Annotated in this window: 16 protein-coding genes; 13 read left to right on the forward strand and 3 right to left on the reverse strand. The window is 64.1% G+C overall.

Features of this window, described 5'->3' with window-relative positions; all coding sequences use genetic code 11:
* Positions 1–16: 16 nt before the first annotated feature.
* On the reverse strand, positions 17–1,585 hold the full coding sequence (locus HAHE_RS07470; protein ID WP_338689848.1) for an arylsulfatase: 1,569 nt from the start codon (positions 1,583–1,585) through the stop codon (positions 17–19).
* A gap of 268 nt (positions 1,586–1,853) precedes the next feature.
* Between HAHE_RS07470 and HAHE_RS07475 the strand changes: the two genes are divergently transcribed.
* The 7 genes from HAHE_RS07475 (at position 1,854) to HAHE_RS07505 (ending at position 11,407) form a co-directional block, all read left to right on the forward strand.
* Positions 1,854–4,157 (forward strand): Tex family protein, encoded by a 2,304-nt coding sequence (locus tag HAHE_RS07475; protein ID WP_338689849.1) that lies wholly within the window; start codon positions 1,854–1,856, stop codon positions 4,155–4,157.
* 139 nt (positions 4,158–4,296) lie between these two features.
* Complete coding sequence (locus HAHE_RS07480; protein WP_338689850.1) at positions 4,297–5,184, forward strand: hypothetical protein; 888 nt, start codon at positions 4,297–4,299, stop codon at positions 5,182–5,184.
* A 62-nt stretch (positions 5,185–5,246) separates the two neighbouring features.
* Positions 5,247–5,636, forward strand: a complete 390-nt coding sequence (locus HAHE_RS07485; RefSeq protein WP_338689851.1) for a hypothetical protein — start codon at positions 5,247–5,249, stop codon at positions 5,634–5,636.
* 56 nt (positions 5,637–5,692) lie between these two features.
* Positions 5,693–6,310: a hypothetical protein gene (locus tag HAHE_RS07490; RefSeq protein ID WP_338689852.1), complete on the forward strand. Its 618-nt coding sequence runs from the start codon at positions 5,693–5,695 to the stop codon at positions 6,308–6,310.
* Positions 6,310–8,340 (forward strand): TonB-dependent receptor, encoded by a 2,031-nt coding sequence (locus HAHE_RS07495; RefSeq protein WP_338689853.1) that lies wholly within the window; start codon positions 6,310–6,312, stop codon positions 8,338–8,340. Before HAHE_RS07490 ends, HAHE_RS07495 begins: the two co-directional genes overlap by 1 nt.
* Before the next feature lie 71 nt (positions 8,341–8,411).
* A complete protein-coding gene (locus HAHE_RS07500; RefSeq protein WP_338689854.1) occupies positions 8,412–9,866 on the forward strand; it encodes a PQQ-dependent sugar dehydrogenase in 1,455 nt (484 codons plus the stop codon).
* Complete coding sequence (locus HAHE_RS07505) at positions 9,863–11,407, forward strand: sulfatase-like hydrolase/transferase (RefSeq protein WP_338689855.1); 1,545 nt, start codon at positions 9,863–9,865, stop codon at positions 11,405–11,407. The genes HAHE_RS07500 and HAHE_RS07505 overlap by 4 nt, the downstream gene beginning before the upstream one ends.
* 2 nt (positions 11,408–11,409) lie before the next feature.
* Here HAHE_RS07505 and HAHE_RS07510 read toward each other — a convergent pair whose 3' ends face one another.
* Positions 11,410–13,191 (reverse strand): tetratricopeptide repeat protein, encoded by a 1,782-nt coding sequence (locus HAHE_RS07510; RefSeq protein ID WP_338689856.1) that lies wholly within the window; start codon positions 13,189–13,191, stop codon positions 11,410–11,412.
* Positions 13,179–13,871 carry a glycosyltransferase family 2 protein gene (locus HAHE_RS07515; RefSeq protein ID WP_338689857.1) on the reverse strand — a complete coding sequence of 231 codons (693 nt, stop codon included), beginning with the start codon at positions 13,869–13,871 and terminating at the stop codon, positions 13,179–13,181. Before HAHE_RS07515 ends, HAHE_RS07510 begins: the two co-directional genes overlap by 13 nt.
* A gap of 105 nt (positions 13,872–13,976) precedes the next feature.
* On the opposite strand from HAHE_RS07515, the gene HAHE_RS07520 reads away from it, so the two are divergent.
* From HAHE_RS07520 to sufC, 6 genes are all read left to right on the forward strand, one after another.
* Entirely contained in the window at positions 13,977–14,963 is a 987-nt protein-coding gene (locus tag HAHE_RS07520; protein ID WP_338689858.1) for an NAD-dependent epimerase/dehydratase family protein, read from the forward strand.
* Positions 14,960–15,931, forward strand: coding sequence for a VPGUxxT family thioredoxin-like (seleno)protein, type 2 (locus tag HAHE_RS07525; RefSeq protein WP_338689859.1), 972 nt, complete (start codon positions 14,960–14,962; stop codon positions 15,929–15,931). Before HAHE_RS07520 ends, HAHE_RS07525 begins: the two co-directional genes overlap by 4 nt.
* Positions 15,932–15,982: 51 nt before the next feature.
* Positions 15,983–16,486 (forward strand): hypothetical protein, encoded by a 504-nt coding sequence (locus HAHE_RS07530; protein ID WP_338689860.1) that lies wholly within the window; start codon positions 15,983–15,985, stop codon positions 16,484–16,486.
* On the forward strand, positions 16,483–17,382 hold the full coding sequence (locus tag HAHE_RS07535) for a TIGR04222 domain-containing membrane protein (protein WP_338689861.1): 900 nt from the start codon (positions 16,483–16,485) through the stop codon (positions 17,380–17,382). Before HAHE_RS07530 ends, HAHE_RS07535 begins: the two co-directional genes overlap by 4 nt.
* Before the next feature lie 154 nt (positions 17,383–17,536).
* Positions 17,537–17,926: a transcriptional repressor gene (locus HAHE_RS07540; protein WP_338689863.1), complete on the forward strand. Its 390-nt coding sequence runs from the start codon at positions 17,537–17,539 to the stop codon at positions 17,924–17,926.
* 38 nt (positions 17,927–17,964) lie between these two features.
* Entirely contained in the window at positions 17,965–18,717 is a 753-nt protein-coding gene (gene sufC, locus HAHE_RS07545; protein WP_338689865.1) for a Fe-S cluster assembly ATPase SufC, read from the forward strand.
* Positions 18,718–18,722: the final 5 nt, after the last annotated feature.

The raw sequence follows: 18,722 nt of genomic DNA on the forward strand, positions 1-18,722 counted from the left end.
GTCCGCGCACCATCCCTCACTCCTTCCGCCCCACTCCGAGCTTCGGTGCCTCGCCGGTGGCGGGCTTGAGCTGCCTTTCCGGCAAGCGGTCGACATCCTTCGCGATCCGGAACCACTCGTTGATCATCTGCTGCCGACGCTTCGGCTCGCTCGCCGACAGGTCGTTCAACTCCGTCCGGTCCTTGCCGAGGTGATACAGCTCCCACTTGCCGCGCTTGGCCGAGACGACTTTCCAGTCGCCCTTCATCAACGCCCGGTCACCCGCTGCGAAGTGGAAATACAGCGTCTCGTGCGGCTCGCGCACCTCCCCCTTCAACACCGGCACCAATGACTTGCCCTGCAGCGGATCCATCACGCGCCCGCCTACCTCTTTCGGGTACTCCGCTCCCGCCAGATCCAGGCAGGTCGCCATGAAATCCACGAGGTGCCCCGGTTGGTCGGTCGCCTGCGATCCGTCGTTCAGCTTGCGCCAGCCGTCGCCTGAATCCGGCATTCCCTTCGGCCAGTGCGCGATCAACGGCGACGAGATCCCGCCCTCGTGCTGGTTCTGCTTGTAAAGCCTCAAAGGCGTGTTGCCGACGTGCGCCCAGCCGGTGTCGTAGGTCCAATACGACTTCGGATCCCACGGCCGCAGCTCCTTGCCGCGCGTCCGCTCGAACGGGCAAGCGCCATTGTCCGAGCAGAACAGGAAGAGCGTGTTGTCCCACTCACCATTCGCTTTCAGATCATCGACGAGGCGTCCGACGTTCCGATCCACGATGTCGACCATCGCCGCGAACACCGCCATCCGCTCCGACTCCCACTTCTTCTCCGCTTCCGAAAGTGAGTCCCACGCAGGCACATGACCGGGGCGCGGCGAGAGCTTCCACTCCGACGACAGCAGCCCGGACTCCAACTGACGCTTGTGGCGTGCGGCACGCAGTTCGTCCCAACCCAAGTCATAGCGATCTGCATACTTCTTCACGTCCTCTTCCGGCGCCTGCAGCGGGTAGTGCGGCGCGTTGAAAGCGACGTAGAGAAGAAACGGATCGTCCTTCCGCTCCGACTTCCGGTGATCGCTGAGGAAATCGAGCGCGAAGTCGATGTTGGCATCCGTCACGTAGAAGGGCTTGCCGTTCAGCTCGGACGGAACCTTCCACGGCTTCTCATCGAGCCGGAAGGTCTTGTCGCCGGTGAAAAAGTTGGTCGCACCCGAAAGGTGCCCCCAGTAGCGCTCGAAGCCGAAGTCCGTCGGCGCCTTCGAGAGGTGCCACTTGCCGACCATCATCGTGTGGTAGCCCGACGGCTTCAACGCTTCGGCGATCGTCGCACCGCGCGACAGTGACTCGCTGCCGGCCTGGTCGCACCACAGGCCGGTGAGCAGGCAGACCCGTGACGAGTGGCACTTCGCGGTGTTGTAGAAACGCGTGAACCGCAGACCCTCTCCGGCAATCCGGTCGAGACGGGGCGTTTCGATTTCCGCCCCGTAGCAGCCGAGATCCGCGAAGCCGAGGTCGTCCGCCATGATCAGCACGATGTTCGGCCGGTCCGCCGCCGCGGCGATGCCCAGGCTGAAGGAAAGAATGGTCAGGAGTCGTGCAATCATGTCCCCCTCAACGACTTCCGACCCGTCTGCCTTTCACCCCCCCGAATAGAGGACGGAGGAACAACGAAAAACGCGAAAGGACGCGAAATCTCTCCGAATCATCCGTCTCCCGGAAATCCTGCGAGGGGGCTTTCCCGTCCAAGCACAGTCATTTCGTCAATTTCGCGTTTTTCGTTGTTCCCCATCTTCTTGTTTCGCCACTCCGGCCTTGCAATTTTCCATCGCTTGCCACCGCGAATCCGACCCCGCTAGTTTCGCCCTTTCACCCATGTCCGACGTTCCGACTTCCGCCGCTGCCAGCCACATCGCCACCATCGCATCCGAAACCGGCATCGCCGCCACTTCGGTTGCCTCGACCGCCAAGCTCCTCGCCGAGGGCGCCACGGTCCCCTTCATTTCCCGCTACCGCAAGGAAGCCACCGGCTCACTCGACGAGGTCCAGATCCAAGCCGTCCGCGACCGGATGGTGCAGCTCGCCGAACTCGACGCCCGCCGCTCTTCCATCCTCAAGTCCCTTGAGGAGCGCAGCCTGCTCAGCGATGACTTGAAAAAGAAGGTCGCCGGTGCCTCCACCATGGCCGCGCTTGAGGACATCTTCGCTCCCTACCGCCCGAAGCGCCAAACCCGTGCGACAAAGGCCAGGGAGAAAGGACTCGAGCCGCTTGCCGATTGGCTGCTGGAAAACCAGAACGCCGATCCGGCCGACGAAGCCGCCAAGTTCGTCGATGCGGAGAAGGAAGTCGCCGACGCCGATGAAGCGCTCGCCGGCGCCCGCGACATCATTGCGGAACGCGTGGCCGACGACGCCGACCTGCGGGGCCGCACACGGAAGATCTATGAGGAGGAAGGCGTCGTCAGCTCGCGGGTGATGTATGGCAAGGACGAGGACAAGGACGCCGCGAAATACCGCGACTACTTCGACTGGAGCGAGCCGTTCCACAAGATCCCGTCGCACCGCATGCTCGCCATCCGCCGCGGTGAGAAGGAGGCCTTCCTGATCATGCGGATCGAGGTGCCGCTCGAGCGGGTCTCGACCTTCGCCGCGCCCGACTGGGTCACCGGCTCGGGCCCGGCCGCGGAACAGGTCCGGCTGGCGGTCGAGGACGGCTGCAAGCGCCTGCTGATGCCCTCGATGGAAACCGAGATGCGCCTCGCCGGAAAGAAGGCGGCCGATGAAACCGCGATTCGCGTGTTTGCCGACAACCTCCGCGAGCTGCTCCTCGCCTCGCCGCTCGGTGGCAAGCGCACCGTTGCCATCGACCCGGCCTTTCGCACCGGCTGCAAGACGGTCGTGCTCGATGCCCGAGGCTCGTTGCTCCACCACACCGTGCTGCACGCCACCGCCGGCTCGAACAGCCAGCTCTACGAGGCCGCCGTCGAGCTCACCGGCCTGATCAAGAAGTTCCAGATCGAGGCGATCGCCATCGGCAACGGCACCGCCAGTCGCGAAACCGAAGCCTTCGTCCGTAAACTCAAGCTGCCCTCCTCCATCCCGGTCATCATGGTCAACGAGTCGGGCGCGTCGGTCTACTCGGCATCCGAGGTCGCCCGCGACGAGTTCCCGAACGAGGACGTCACCGTGCGCGGTGCGGTGAGCATCGGCCGCCGCCTGATGGACCCGCTGGCCGAGATGGTGAAGATCGACCCGAAGGCGATCGGGGTCGGACAGTACCAGCACGACGTCGACCAGCGCGCGCTGAAGGCAAGCCTCGATGACACCGTCGTCAGCTCGGTGAATGCGGTGGGGGTCGAGCTCAACACCGCGTCCAAGCAGCTCCTCGCCTACGTCTCGGGCCTCAACGCGTCCCTCGCGGAGAACATCGTCGCCTACCGCAACGAGAACGGCGGGTTCCGCTCGCGGGCGGATCTGAAGAACGTGCCGCGCCTCGGCGACAAGGCCTTTGAACAGGCCGCCGGCTTCCTGCGGATCCGCGACGGCGAACATCCGCTCGACGCCTCATCCGTCCACCCGGAGCGCTACGGATTGGTCGAGCAAATGGCAGCCGACCTCGGCTGCGGTGTGGCCGACCTGATGCGCGATGGAGCCCTGCGCAAGAAGATCGACCTGCGCAAATATGCCAGTGACGAGGTGGGACTGCCGACGCTTCAGGACATCCTCGACGAGCTCGCTAAGCCCGGCCGCGACCCGCGCAAGCAGTTCGAGCTGTTCTCTTTCGCCGAGGGTGTCGAGAAGCCATCCGATCTGAGCCCCGGCATGAAGCTGCCCGGCATCGTGACCAACGTCGCCGCCTTCGGTGCGTTCGTGGATGTCGGCGTCCACCAGGACGGACTCGTCCACGTCAGCCAGCTCGCCGACCACTTCGTCCGTGATCCCGCCGAGGTGGTGAAGGTCGGGCAGAAGGTGAATGTCACCGTCCTTGAAGTCGACGTTCCCCGCAACCGGATCTCCCTTTCGATGAAGGCGAAGCCGGATCTCGAGCCACGCTCGAACGGTGGCGGGCGGGGCAATTCGCAACGTGGGCCGCGTCCGCAGCGTCGCGACCACCGGCCGCAGCCGGCAGGCGGCAACGACTGGTTCAGCCAGGCGATGGATCAGGCGAAGAAGCGCTGATCGGCTGAAGGAGCGCCGGTTATGAAACCGGCATCTTTCCGAACCGCGGCCGAACTGCCGGATTCATAACCGGCGCTCCATTCCATATTCGGCGCTCCTCCTTGCCCTGCCACGGATCCGCCCCCATGCTCGCGACAACGTGAAGCCCGCTCTCGCCATTTCCACCGTCGTTGTCGCGGTGCTCGCCACGGTCGTGGTCGAGGAAACCCGGATCAAGTCGCTGCAAGAGGAGATCAACCGGCTGCGGGCGCTGCCGCCACCGGATGCCCAGCCTGAAGCCGGCACGGCTCCCGCGAAGACCGGGACGCCCGGAGCCGCCGACAACAACTCGGAAGATCCCGCGCCGGTCATCGCCGAAGGAATCCGCAACGTGCCCGACAGCTACCCCGCTCCGGATACCGGGGTGATCCAGAAGAACGCGCTGAGCCCGTATTCCGACCTGCATTACGAGCTCAACCTGACCAACAAGGAGCGGGCCTATTTCGAAGACCTCATCGCCGCCCGCAATGCGAAGCTTCGCGAAATGGCCGCCCGCTGGGTCGATGCGCTGCCGACCGACCGGCCGCTGATCGAGAAGGAAATCGCGGAGTTCGAGGTCGCCAACGACCGTCGCATCCGGGACTTCCTCGACAGCGACGCCGACTTCGAAACCTTCGAGGACTACCACGAGATGCAGCCGGAGCGTCACATGGTCGAGCAACTCCGGCCGATCATGGACCAGAGCGGAGTGGCCCTTGAGATCGAGAAGGAGCGGATGCTGATTTCCACGCTTCACGAGGCCCGGAAGGCCACCAGCGGAGTCGACTGGAACTCCCTCGAAGGCATGCAGGCGATCGTGGCCGGTGAACCGGAGAAACGGTTCGACGAGGAGTGGGACGCTCAGACGGAGTTCCTCGGCAAGCGACTTCCCGAGTTCCTGACCGAAGAGGAAGCCGAGGCGGTCTTCGGTGCCCGGATCCAACTCAAGGAGACGATGAAGGACGCGCTCAACGAGGCGATCGCCATGGTGAACGGCACCGGGGAATGACGGAGGTGCCGACCGGCGCGCCGAGGGCGCGGTTTCCGTCTAGCGCCCGTGAGTGGGCTGGGATGACCGGACTGATCGGCGGCCTTGTAAGTTACGGAGCGGTCTACCTTGACGCAGAAAGCCACGACGTATGGCCTTGGGTTGCCGAGAGCCTGGTCACGTTGGATACCGGTGGAATCGACGGTGGTCGCGCGATTGCCACGTTTCTGACAGTTAGCGCTGTAGTGACCTCGGCACCCTTTCTCTTTCCGTTTCTCGGAAGCAGCAAGCTTCTGCGGATTTTCCTGCGATGTATTGCGGGCATGGCTGCCGCGACGATGGTGTGGTTTGCCCATGAAGACGGAGACGTAATTCGTTTCCTGTATCCGCTGGCCGCGGCTCCCACTCTCACTTTCCTCGGCCTCTGCCTCATCCCGGGCCGCATGCCGCCCGAGGAAACCCAGGCTCCGTGAGCCTCCAACAATCAATATTGGACATCCGCCCCTCCGCCCCCTAATCCCGAGCCCGCATGGATGCCTCTCAGTCAATGCACGCCTACGAGAAACTGCCGCTCTTCACGACCGGCATCGTCCTCGGCCTGTGGCTGATCGGCCTCCACGCGCTGATGCTGGTCAAAGCGGACGCGGTGAAGAGGTTCCTCAAGCGCTTCCCACGCAACCAGCAGATCGGCCAGATTCTCGTGGGTGTCGGCCTGATCTGGTTCTGGCTGCTCGTCGCCCAACCTGGGCCCGGCCTGCTGAACTCGCTGGCGATGGACCTCGGCGACCAGTTCAACGCGATGAAGCCGTTCCTCAAGTTGGCGGTGCCGATCTCGATCGTGCTCATCTGCATCGCGGTGAAGGAATTCCTCGCCGTCCGTGCCCTCGGTCTTCTCGGCCTCCTCGTCGCGGCCCCGCTGCTCGAGTCGGCCTTCCTGAAAGCTCCCACCAGCCGCCTGCTGATCCCGATCTTCGCCTACGTGCTGATCATCAAGTCGCTCTACTGGGTCGGCATGCCTTACCTGTTCCGCGATGCGGTCAGCTGGGCGACCGCCGAGGACAAGCGCTGGAAGATGCTCTGCTTCGGCGGTCTCGGATACGGCGTCGCCGTCCTCGCCTGCGCGCTGCTGTTCTGGAAGGGCTACTGATGTTCCGCGGCAGCCTGCTTCTCGCGCTCGGCACCCTCGCCGCCGCCGAGGAGCTTCCGGAAACGGTGGTGCTGGCCGAACGCGATGGCAGCGCACCCGGATCGCTCGCCTTCTGGGATGAAACGGAGATATCCAGCTTCGCCCCCCGGACCATCGACGAACTGCTCGCGACGGATCCTTCCTTCTCCCTATATCGTCCGCAGTCGGCCATCTTCGCCAATCCCACCGCCGCCGGTGTAAGCTTGCGCAATACCGGTGCCACCGCCGCATCGCGAACCTTGGTCCTCCGGGACGGCATCCCCCAGAACGATCCCTTCGGCGGATGGGTGCACTGGGCACGCTTCGATCCCTGGGCGCTGGAAAGCGTGCGGATCGCCCCCGCCTCCCGCTCTGCCGCTTGGGGAAACCTGAGCCCCGCCGGCAGCATCCGGCTCAACCGGCGCCCGATCGACCAAAACCGCGCGATGCTGCGCCTGACCGCGGGATCCCACGGGACCTACGGCGGTTCCGTGGCGGCGAATCTGGTTTCCGACGACACACGGCTGGGCTTCTCGTTTCTCGGCTTCACGACCCACAGCGACGGATTCCAAACGGTTCCGGCATCGCAGCGCGGTGCGATCGACCGCCGTCTCGGACTCGACTTCTCCGGCTTCGACCTGCGGGCCGTATGGCGGCCGACGGATCATCTCACGGTCGAACCGGCCCTGTCCTTCTACGATGAACGCCGTGGCAACGGCACTCCGGTGACCGGCAACACGACGGAGGCCTTCGACGCTTCCGTGCGCATCACTTCGGAAGATGGCCCGCTTTCCTGGCAGCTGCTCGGTTACTACCAGCGCCGGCGGTTCGCGTCGGTCTTCAGTTCCATCGACTCTCTCCGCTCCACCGAACGGGTCGCGCTGAACCAGTTCGACGTCCCGGGCGAAGGCGTCGGCGGAGCCTTCGTGATCCGACGCGAGACGGGCGACACATCCGCTGTCACGGTCGGCGCCGACCTCCGCTTGTTACGAGGCGAAACCAACGAGGACGCTGGCACCTTCCGCCGCCGCAAGGCAGGCGGCTCGCAGAACCTTGCCGGAATCTTCGCGACGGGTGAGTGGCAGCCGCGAGCAGGCACCCGCCTCGACGCCAGCCTGCGGCTCGACCGCTGGGAATTGCGTGACGGCAAGCGCATCGAACGATCCCTGACGAGTGGCGCGCTGCTGCGTTCCGGATTTTCGCCGAATCGCGAGGGCTGGGAGCCCTCGGCGGCACTTTCGATCCGGCACGACCTCACCCGCAGGCTGACCGGCCACGCCGCAATCTCGACCAGCTACCGGCTGCCGACCCTGAACGAACTCCACCGGCCGTTCCGGGTGCGCAACGACCTGACCGAGGCAAACCCGAATCTCGATCCCGAGCGGTTCTACAGCATCGAGGCCGGTCTCGAGTGGCGACCGAACGACTGCTTCACGCTCGAGGCATCCGTTTTCCATCACTGGGTCCGCGACGCGATTGCCAACGTGCCGGTCACCGACCCCGCCGAAATCGCCGCGATCTTCGGCAGCCTGCCTCCCGGCGGCACCGGTGCCCAACGAGCCAATGTCGACGAAGCCCGCATCCTTGGTCTGCAGACCTCGGCCGAGTGGCGGCCCGATGACTTCTGGACCGTGCGTTTCGACGGGCTCTGGTCCGACACAGAGTTCAGCTCATCGAGGAACCAGCCTCTTCTGGAGGACAAACCCTTCCCCTTCGCGCCGGACCTCCGCCTGATCGGCAGCCTGACAGCAAGACCAAGCGACACCGTTTCGGTCTTCGCCGGGATCGAATACGGATCGTCTCGTTTCGACGACGCCCTCGCCTCGCGCCGGATTCCCAGCTACTACACCTGCCGTATCGGCGGAACGTGGCAGGCCACCGACTCGCTGAGCGTTCACGCCCGCGTCGAGAATCTGCTCGATGCCGAAATCGTCACCGGCCTCGGCAGCGACGGCATCCGCGGAACCGGCCAGCCGCGGAGCTTCTGGATCACCGCCGAGCTCGGATTCTGACCAGCCCACAAGGGGCTTCAGCGCTCTTCACTTGCGCGATCAACCGGAAGCGTCAAGGTTCCGTCCAACCGATGAAGTCACTCACCGCCTTCCTCCTCCTGCCGCTGTCTCTGTTTGCTGAAGACACCCCCGACTACTCGGAAATGAAGGTCGACAAGCTGTTCGAAACGCTGTGTTCGGGCTGCCACGGCAAGGATCTGAGCGGAGGGCAAGGCGGCTCATTGATCGACGGCGAGTGGAAGCATGGCGCGACCGAAGCCGAGATCCGCAAGAGCATCGCCGAAGGCAACCCGCAGCTCGGAATGACGCCGTTCTCGACGGTGCTTGACGACAACCAGATCCGCTCGCTGGTGATCTACATCCGTGAGAAGGAGAAGGAGGCCCTGGCGAAGGGCATCGACTTTCCGAAGCCGGAGCCGGGCAAGGTCACCCAAACCGCACACGAGGACTACACGATCGAGACGGTCGCCGATGACGGCCTGAAACTTCCGTGGGCCCTCGCCTTTCTTCCGGACGGAAGAAAACTCGTGACCGAACGCGGCGGACAACTCCGAATCATCGGCGCCGATGGCAAGCTCGACCCACAACCGGTCAAAGGCACGCCGGAGGTGATCGCCCACGGACAGGGTGGACTGCTCGAGGTCGCGGTGCATCCCGGCTACGAGTCCAACGGCTGGGTCTACCTCGCCTTCTCTGACGGCTGGTGGGAGAAGGGTGCGGGGAAAGAAGGCAAGGACGGCAAGAAGGCAGACAAGCCTCAGACCATCACTGCTGTGGTCCGCGGCCGGATCAAAGACCACGAGTGGGTCGATCAGGAGTGGATCTGGAAAACCGACAAGCCGTTTTACACCGACGCCGGCGTGCACTTCGGCACCCGGATCGTTTTTAACAAGGGCTACGTCTACTTCATCGTCGGCGAACGCGGTGGCATGATGGAGTCCCAGGACCTGAACAATCCGAAGGGCAAGATCTACCGGCTGTTCGATGACGGCCGCGAACCGGAAGACAACCCGTTCGTCGGGACGGAGGGAGCCATCAAGGGAATCTGGACCTACGGCCACCGCAACCCGCAGGGTCTCGACATCGATCCGCGCGACGGTTCGATCTACAGCACCGAGCACGGGCCGCGGGGCGGCGACGAGCTGAACTGGATCCGCAAGGGACTCAACTACGGCTGGCCGGTCATCACCTACGGGATGAATTACAACGGCACGCCGATCACCGGAATCACGGAAAAGGAAGGCATGGAGCAACCGGTGACCTACTGGGTTCCCAGTATCGCGACCTGCGGGCTCGACTTCTACACCGGTGACCGCTTCCCCGAGTGGAAGAACGACCTTTTCGCCGGCGCCCTCGCCCAGAAGGAGGTGCGGAGGCTGCGTATCAAGGACCACAAGGTTGTCGAAGAGGAAGTCATCCTCAAGGACCTCGGCCGCGTCCGCGATGTGACCGACGGACCTGACGGCTATCTCTACGTGATCCTGAACGATCCGGATTCCATCCTGCGCCTGGCGCCAGCCGAATGATCCGACCGGCACTCCTCAGCCTGCTGCTTGCCGCCGCGGTTGCCCCGGCGGCCGCGGCCGGATCGTTGCCGAACATCCTGATCATCTTCGCCGACGACCTCGGCTACGGAGATGTCGGCTGCTACAATCCCGAGTCCAAGGTCGCGACTCCCAGCATCGACCGCCTCGCCAGCCAAGGACTGCGTTTCACCGACGCCCACAGTCCGTCCACGGTCTGTACACCTTCGCGCTACAGCCTGTTCACCGGCCGCATGGCGTTCCGCACCGGCTTGAAGGGCGTCTTCACCGGAGCGGGCGGCCCCAACATGATCGAGGCCGACCGGCTGACCCTGCCCGGCATGCTGAAGGAAAAGGGCTACCTCACGGCGCTCATCGGCAAATGGCACGTCGGACTGACTTTCCGGGACTCGGAGGGCAAGCCGATCTCCGATGGCGGACCGGAAGGGGAAAAGCGAATCGATTACAGCCGGCCGATCACCGACTCGCCGGTGCACCGGGGCTTTGACGAGTTCTTCGGCACCGCCTGCTGCCCGACAACTGACTGGATCTACGCCTACATCGAGGACGACCGGGTGCCGAATCCACCGGTGGCGCCAATCGACAAGTCAACCATCCCCGAGAACCCCTACACCAAGGATTGCCGTCCCGGCCGCATCGCGCCGGACTTCAAGATGGACGAAGTCGACCTGAAGTTTCTCGATCGCAGCCTCCGCTTTCTGGACAAACACAAAAGCGAGCGTCCGGACCAGCCGTTCTTCCTCGTCCACTCGACCCAGGCGGTCCATCTGCCATCGATCCCCGCGCCCGAGTTCGTCGGCAAAAGCGGACTCGGAGCGCATGGAGACTTCATCATGGAACTGGACGCCATCGTCGGCCGGTTGATGACGAAACTCGACGAACTCGGCATGTCCGAGAACACGATCGTGATGCTCAGCAGCGACAATGGCCCGGAGATCGCACCGATCGTCAATATGCGGGCGGATCACGGCCACGATGGCGCCCGCCCGTGGCGAGGCATGAAACGGGACCAGTGGGAAGGCGGCCACCGCGTGCCGTTCATCGTTCGCTGGCAGGGCGAGATCGAAGCAGGAAGTGAAACGAGCCAGACCACATGCCTCACCGACATCATGGCCACTTGTGCCTCGATCATCGGGTACCAACTGCCGAACGATGCCGCCGAAGACAGCTTCGACCTGCTGCCCCTGCTGAAGGATCCCGACCTGAAGGATCCGATCCGTCCGTTCACGATCCACCAGACCAACAGGCTCGAACTGGCGATCCGAAGCGGGAAATGGAAGTACCTCGACCACCGGGGGTCCGGCGGCAACGACTACCGGAAAAAGCCCCAGCTCACGCCCTACATTCTTCCCGAAAAAGCGCCGGACGCTCCGGGCCAGCTATACGACATGGAGAAGGACCCGGGAGAAACGGAGAATCTCTACCTCAAGCACCCGGAAAAGGTTCGAGAACTGAAGGAAGCCTTGGAGCGACTCAAGTCCTCCGGCCGGAGCGCGCCACTTCGCTCATCACCGGACGAGTAGGCTTACTCTTCTGCCGGCGAGCTGCCTCGCTCGGCACGCAATCGTTCGAGGTTCAGCCGACCGAGCTCCGAGCCCAGTCCGACCGCGCGAACGAAAGCCCGCTCGGCGGCCTCCAGATTGCCACGCTTGAGTTCGACAAAGCCGAGGTTCACCCACGCATCGGCATGATCGGGGGCCAGCGCCACCAGATCCGCCAGAAGAGTCACCGCTTCATCCCAGTGGCGCCGTCCCATCTCCAACACCGCGAGATCGTATCGCGGCATGCCGAAGTCCGGCGCGATGTCGATAGCCTTCCGGAATGCCTCGCGTGAGCCGTCGATATCCCCTCCCTGCAGCCGCGCCTTACCGAGGTTGTGCCACGCAGCCGCATGGTCGACATCCGCCGCCACCGCCGCTTCGAGGAGATCCAAGGCGGCCATCAGGTTCCCTTGTTTCGCTTCAAGGGCTCCGAGATTCGACAACGCCTGGGTGTGATCGGGCCGAACGGCCAAGGACTCCCCGTAAGCGGCTCGGGCCGCTGCGGTGTCTCCCCTTTCCTCGAGCGCCAGACCCAGATTGTTGTGGGCCAGGTAATTCCCTTCCGTCACCTCGATGGCCCTCCGCATCAGAGCTGTCGAGTCCTGCCAAAAGGAGACCTGCCACCGTCCGGCAACCGCCAGCCCGATCACCATCGCGCCCACCGCGCCGGCGACCGCCGGCTTCAGTTCCGGCTGGCGCTTGAGCCAGGCATCGAGACTCCATGCCACAGCGACATAGAGACCGATGAAGCTGAAGTAGGCGTAGCGGTCCGCCATCGCCGCCGCACCGGCCTGGACGAGGCCGATCATGGGCAGCAACGTTCCGAGGAACCACAGCCATCCGACCGCCAACGCCGGGAGCGTCCTCCTCAGTTTCCACGCAGCCGCGCTGATCACCAGGAGCACGATCAACGACGGAAGCCAGACGGCCAGTGGCAACGTTTCCGGATAGGGATAGAAGACCGACAGATCGTCGGGCAGGACGAGGCGCTTCAAGTAGGTCGCATATGCAACGGCCGCATTCTGAAGGCGGAGGATGAAGGGGAAGTCCGCAGCCGACCCGATGGCTCCGGCCGACTGCTGGCAGAGAATCGTCAGCCAGCTACCAACCGCCGACACGGCCAGCAACGGCACCTTTTCGAGCACCGCTCTCACGCGGAGCCTTCCGACTAGCGGCCAGCATTCCCAGAGAAGCATCGCACACGGCAGGGTCACCGCGAGCGGCTTCGCCATCACTGCAAGCGCATGGCAGACGAACATGCCGACATAGCTTCCCCAACCGCCACTGCGGCAACGGCGCTCGTGAAAGAGGAGGGCCAGCAAGCAGAAGAACAGGGCGAGCACGTCCTTGCGCTCGGTGACCCACGCGACGGATTCAACATGGATCGGGTGGACCGCAAAAACCGCGGCGATGCCAAGAGCCAGCCCGGCACGACCGGTGGAACGCCGCAACCAAACGCCCAGCAGCATGGCATTCGCCGCATGGAGGATCAGGTTGAAGACATGCTGCGGCCCGGGGTCCGTACCGAAAAGTCCGGCCATGACCTGATGGGACATCCACGTAAGCGGAATCCACATGCTCGGCCCGTGGATCTCGAAGGCCCACCGCAGGTTCTCGGCAGTCGGGCCGCCAACGACATGCGGATTGCTGTAGAAGTAGAACGGGTCGTCGTAGTTGACGAAGGGGTATCCCGCGACCGGCGCATAAACGGCCAAGGCCAGAAGCGCCGGCAGTAACGTCATCCACCAAACGTTCAGCTTTGCCATCGGAAGCGGGTGGTTGCGGTGAGAACCCGGATGCCAGTTCGCAGGACCGGGACCTTCGATTCGCCTTCTTCTCGGGCCCGGGTGTCGACCGGCACCTCACCGACCCGCAGGCCGGCACGGATCGCGCGACACGGGATCTCGACCTCATACTCATAGGTGTCGCTTCGCAGGTCGATCGCCGACGCCGACGCCCGGGTCCACGCCTTGATCCCGGCCAGCACGTCGGTCATCCGCTGTCCGAACAGCAGGCTCGCCCAACCGCTGACGACTCGATTGCCCAGGCTTCGGGACCATGCCGCATCGGCATCGCGCCCGCTGCCGGTCGCGAATCGCGTGCCCAGCACGACATCGAGTTCGCCACGCTCAAGCGGTTCAACCAGCGGCAGCAGATCCTTGGCGAAGAACTGACCGTCGGCATCAAACTGCGCGTGCAGGTCGCCCGTCGCCTCGCGGATCCCGGTTCGGATCGCGTGTCCTTTCCCACGATCATTGGGGTGCGGAATGTAGCGCAGGCCCGGCAGACGATCCGTCCATCCTTCAACCACTTCACCGGTGCGATCCTTCCCGCCATCCACTACCAGGATCTCGGTCTCAGCCGGCAAATGCGCGTGCAGGTCCGCGAGGGTCGAGCCGATCGCATGCTCCTCGTTGAACGCCGCCACAATCACACTGAGCCGCACCCGACAGAACCTGGCGCACGAACCCGGATCAGGTAAAGCCCGCGCTGCCGCGGCCCTCCCGCCTTTTCCCTCGCCATCATCCACCAGCGCGGGGAGCTTTGAAGGATGTGCGGCTTCTGGGACGGCAAATCGGTGATCGTTCCCGGCGGGGCGGGCTTCATCGGCTCGTCGGTGGTCGATGCACTGGTGGCCCGCTCGGCCCGGGTCACGGTCATCGACGACGAATCCTCCGGAGACTTCTCGCGGCTCGATACGCACGGTCCGGCGATCCGGCGAATTCGGACCGACGTGCACAGGATCGATCTCAGGGAGGCCTTCCGTGATTCCGACGTCGTGCTGAACCTCGCCGGCCTCGCTCCTGGACTGACTCCGGACGAAGACCGGCATGAACGCCTCTATCAGGAGAACCTCCGCATCGCCGACGCCGTGCTCGAAGCCGCCGTCGACGCCCGAGTGCCGCGATTGCTCGTCGTCAGTTCTTCCTGCGTTTATCCGGACGACGCGCCCGTTCCGACACCCGAACTGCCGTTGGAGCAAACCGAACCGGAACAGGCCAATCGAGGCTACGGCCGGGCGAAGCGGGAGATCGAGAAGCGGGCCATCGCAGCCGCCGGAGACGTAACGAAGATCACGATCGCGCGCCCATTCAACGCCTGCGGACCGCGTGACCGAGCCACCGGCCCAGGCGCCCATGTGATCCCGTCGCTGCTGTCGAAGATCCTCGACCCGGCGACCGAGGAAGTCGTCGTCTGGGGCAGTGGCCGCCAGACCCGGAGTTTCCTCGACGCCCGCGATGTCGCAACCGCCCTGCTCCTGCTCGTCGAAACGCATCCAACTCCCGATCCGGTGAACATCGGATCCTCGGAAGAGATCTCGCTCGCCGATCTGGTGCCGCGATTGATGAACATCAGCGGTATCTCCAAGCCGGTCCGCTTCGACACGACCAAGCCGGAGGGAGCGCTACGGAAAGGATGCGACGCATCGTTGCTGCGGAAGATCACCGGCTTCGTGCCGGAGTATTCCCTCGATGATTCCCTGCGGGAGATTGTCGAGTCACGAATCCACACCCCTGCCGCGACCGCGAACCCATGAAAGCCGAGAACTCGGGAATCGCCTGCCGCCCGCCGACTCCCACCCTCATGAAGTGGACGCTCGCCACCGCCCTCATCGCCATGTGTTCCTGTTCCGCAGCTCCCGATCAACCGGTCGAAACCGGCACCGTCCGTTGGCAACGCGAGCTCGACGCGGCGCTTACCGCATCGAAAGCAAGCGGCAAGCCGGTCTTCGCCCTGTTCCAGGAAGTGCCGGGTTGCGCCGGTTGCAAGCAGTTCGGCCGCGACGTGCTGTCCGACCCGCTCGTCGTCAGTGCCATAGAAAGCGAGTTCACGCCCTTGCTCATTCACAACAACAAGGGCGGCAAGGATGCGGAAGTGCTGAAGCGATTCGGCGAGCCGGCATGGAACTACCAGGTCGTCCGCTTCCTCGACGCGGATGCCAAGGACCTCATCCCGCGCAAGGATCGCGTCTGGACCACCGGTCCGCTCGCCGGTCGGATGATCGCCGCCTTGAAAAGAGCCGGTCGTCCCGTGCCAGGCTATCTCTCGCTAACGGCGGCGGAACATTCGGGGCGATTGAAGGAAGCGGCATTCGCGATGTTCTGCTTTTGGACCGGCGAGATGAAGTTGGGCCGGATCGAAGGTGTGGTGACGACCGAAGCCGGCTTCCTCAATGGCCGCGAGGTCACGCTCGTCCGTTACGACCCTTCGGCCGCCAAACTCCCGGACCTTGTGGCGGCAGCCGCACGCGTCGAATGCGCCGATGCCGTGTATTTGCCGGCCGACGACCTCGGCAAACTGCCGGCAACCCGCCTGAAAACCGGCAGACTCGAAGGCTACCGGCGCGCCCCGGAGTCCGATCAAAAGAAGCAGCTGTCCGGGACTGCGGCGGCCAAGCTCGACCTCTCCCCGGCTCAAGCAACCAAGGTGAATGCGTGGATTCGCAGCGACAGAAAGAAAGCGCAGGGCTTCCTCACATCCGCGCAGCGCGAGCAGCTCAGGTAAGGGACTTCAAACGCCTTGCCGACGAGGTGACAGGCAGGCCATTCTCGGGTGATGAAACCGGAAGGGGCGAGCCTCTGGCGGCGGATCGAGGATTTCCGCCTCGACCACCCCGACGCATCCCTTCCCTTCACCAGCCGCCTCGCCCGCGAGCAGGACTGGACCCATGCCTTCGCCGCGCGGGTGATCGTCGAGTACAAGCGGTTCGTCTTCCTCGCGCTTGAGAGCGGCCACCCGGTCACGCCGTCCGAAGCGGTCGATCAGGCATGGCATCTCCATCTCACGTACACGCGCAGTTACTGGGAACGTTTTTGCGGGGAAGTCCTCGGCCGCGAACTCCATCACGAACCGACCCAAGGTGGCCCGGTGGAGGGAGACAAGTTCGAGGACTGGTACTCGCGAACTCTTCAGAGCTACGAAGAGACCTTCGTCACCGCCCCGCCAAGAGAGATATGGCCTGAGCCGTCCGTCCGTTTCGCGAACCCCGGATCCGGACGCTGGGTCGACAGCTCCCGGTACTGGCTCGTTCCCCGCCCCCGCTGGCTTTCCCGCACATGAACATTCTCGCCATCAGCGGTTTCGAATTCCTGATCATCTACGGCATCGCCCTGATTGCGGCAGTCGGATACGCCGCGATCCGCCGGTCGGCCTTCCGCGCCCAAGTCGAAAACAACATCCGTGAGGTCCCGGAGGACCCCTACGATGTCGCCTACCTCGCCGGAGGCCCCCGGCGGGTCACGCTCACTGCCGCCACAGCCCTTATCGCCAGCGGACGGGCGCAGTGGCGGGACTCTCTGACCGGGTCTTCCCTGAGCATCGCTGACGAACCTGCTGGGCCACCTCCGATCCATCCGGTGGAGGACACATTGCTTCAGCAGATTCGGCTGTTCGGAATCAAAGGCATGCCGGCCAGACAACTGAGCGATGGACTCGCGGCACGGCTGCGATCGATCGAAGTCCGGCTCGCCGGCATCGGGTTGCGGCCGACCACGGAAGAGCGCCGCAAGGCCCGAATGGCGATCACTTGGCCCCTCAAGGTCGTCGCGGTGATCGGGGTGATCCGGATCGTGATCGGACTCGTCCGGGACCAGCCGGTCGGGCTGCTGGTGATGGGAGTGATCGTGACAGGCATCCTGATCTTGGCGCTGGGCTGGACGAGCGGCTACCTGACACCCGCGGGTCAACGGGTCGTCGATCAGCTGCGCGAAAAGCACAAGGACCGGAGCAGGATGCGGTTCAGCGACCCTTCGGCCCACCTCCCGGACATCACGATCGGCGCTGCACTTTTCGGTCCCACCGCGATGGCCGAGGTCATGGGGTTCCAGCACATCCATGAGAAAATGAACCAACAGCTCGGTTCGAGCTCTTCGGCCGGCGCCGACGGAGGGGGGTGCGGATCCGGCTGCGGCTCCGGTTGTGGTGGCTGTGGGGGGTGTGGTGGCTGCGGCGGCTGAGCCAGAGCACCGGATTTGCCCATTTTTCAGGGATTGCCACCGATTCGGCCGAGCAATTTAGAATTATTCTTGCTCTTATTCGAACCCCGCCTAGCGTCCGCCGTCCCGCATGGTCTCTCCGACTCCAGAAAGCAAGCCCGATCCGAAAGGTGACATGCCTTCCGAGATTGCCGGGCTGCGTATGACCAAGCAGCGCTGGGAGGTTTACCGGCTCCTCATGGAGCAGCGGGACCATCCGACTGCCAACGAGGTTTTCATCCGGATCAAGGACCGGCTGCCGAATATCTCGCTGGCGACCGTCTACAACTGCCTCGAGGCGCTCACCCAGCACGGCATCGTGCGACAAGTGAATTTCGACCGCGACGCGTCGCGCTTCTGCCCGAATCTGGCCGAGCACGGCCACTTCCACGACAAGCCCACCGGCTCGATCCACGACGTCACCTTCAAGCCCGGCGTCAACCTCGCCGACGTCCTCGACCTGCCCCCCGGCACGGTGATCACCGACATCGAGATTACCCTCCGCGGCGAACTCCCCTCCTCCTGATTTGGAAATTGGAACTTAGAAATTTGAACTTTCCCACCATGTCCCTCGTCATCACCGACCTCCACGCCCAGCTCGAAGACGGCACCGAAATCCTCAAGGGAGTTTCCCTCGAGATTCCCGCCGGCGAAGTCCACGCCATCATGGGCCCGAACGGCTCCGGCAAGTCCACACTCTCGAAGGTGGTCGCCGGCCATGAAGGCTACGAGGTAACCTCGGGTTCGGTCACTCTCGACGGCGAGGACCTGCTGGAGATGGGCATCGACGAACGCTCCCGCGCCGGCGTCTTCCTCGCGTTCCAGTATCCTGCGGAAGTGCCAGGGGTTTCGAACGCCAACTTCATCCGCGCCGCCCTGCAGGCCCGCCTTCCGGAAGGCCAGGAGCTCGACGCGGTCGGCTACTACAAGTCGCTCTATGAAAAGATGGACCTGCTCGAGATGGATCGGAAGTTCACCGGCCGCTCCGTGAACGAAGGCTTCTCGGGCGGAGAGAAGAAGCGCAACGAGATCCTGCAGATGATGATGCTCGATCCCAAGTACTGCCTCCTCGACGAGACCGACTCCGGCCTCGATATCGACGCGCTCAAGATCGTCGCCAAGGGCGTCAACTCGATGCGCTCCCCGGAACGCGGATTCCTCCTCATCACCCACTATCAGCGGCTGCTCAACTACATCGCGCCCGACCATGTCCACGTGATGGCCGAGGGCCGCATCGTCCGCTCCGGCGGCCCCGAACTCGCGCTGGAGCTCGAAGAGAACGGCTACGACTTCCTCAAGGAAGCCGTTACCGCCTGAGCCCG

The organism is Haloferula helveola, from assembly GCF_037076345.1.
Taxonomy (GTDB): Bacteria; Verrucomicrobiota; Verrucomicrobiia; order Verrucomicrobiales; family Akkermansiaceae; genus Haloferula; species Haloferula helveola.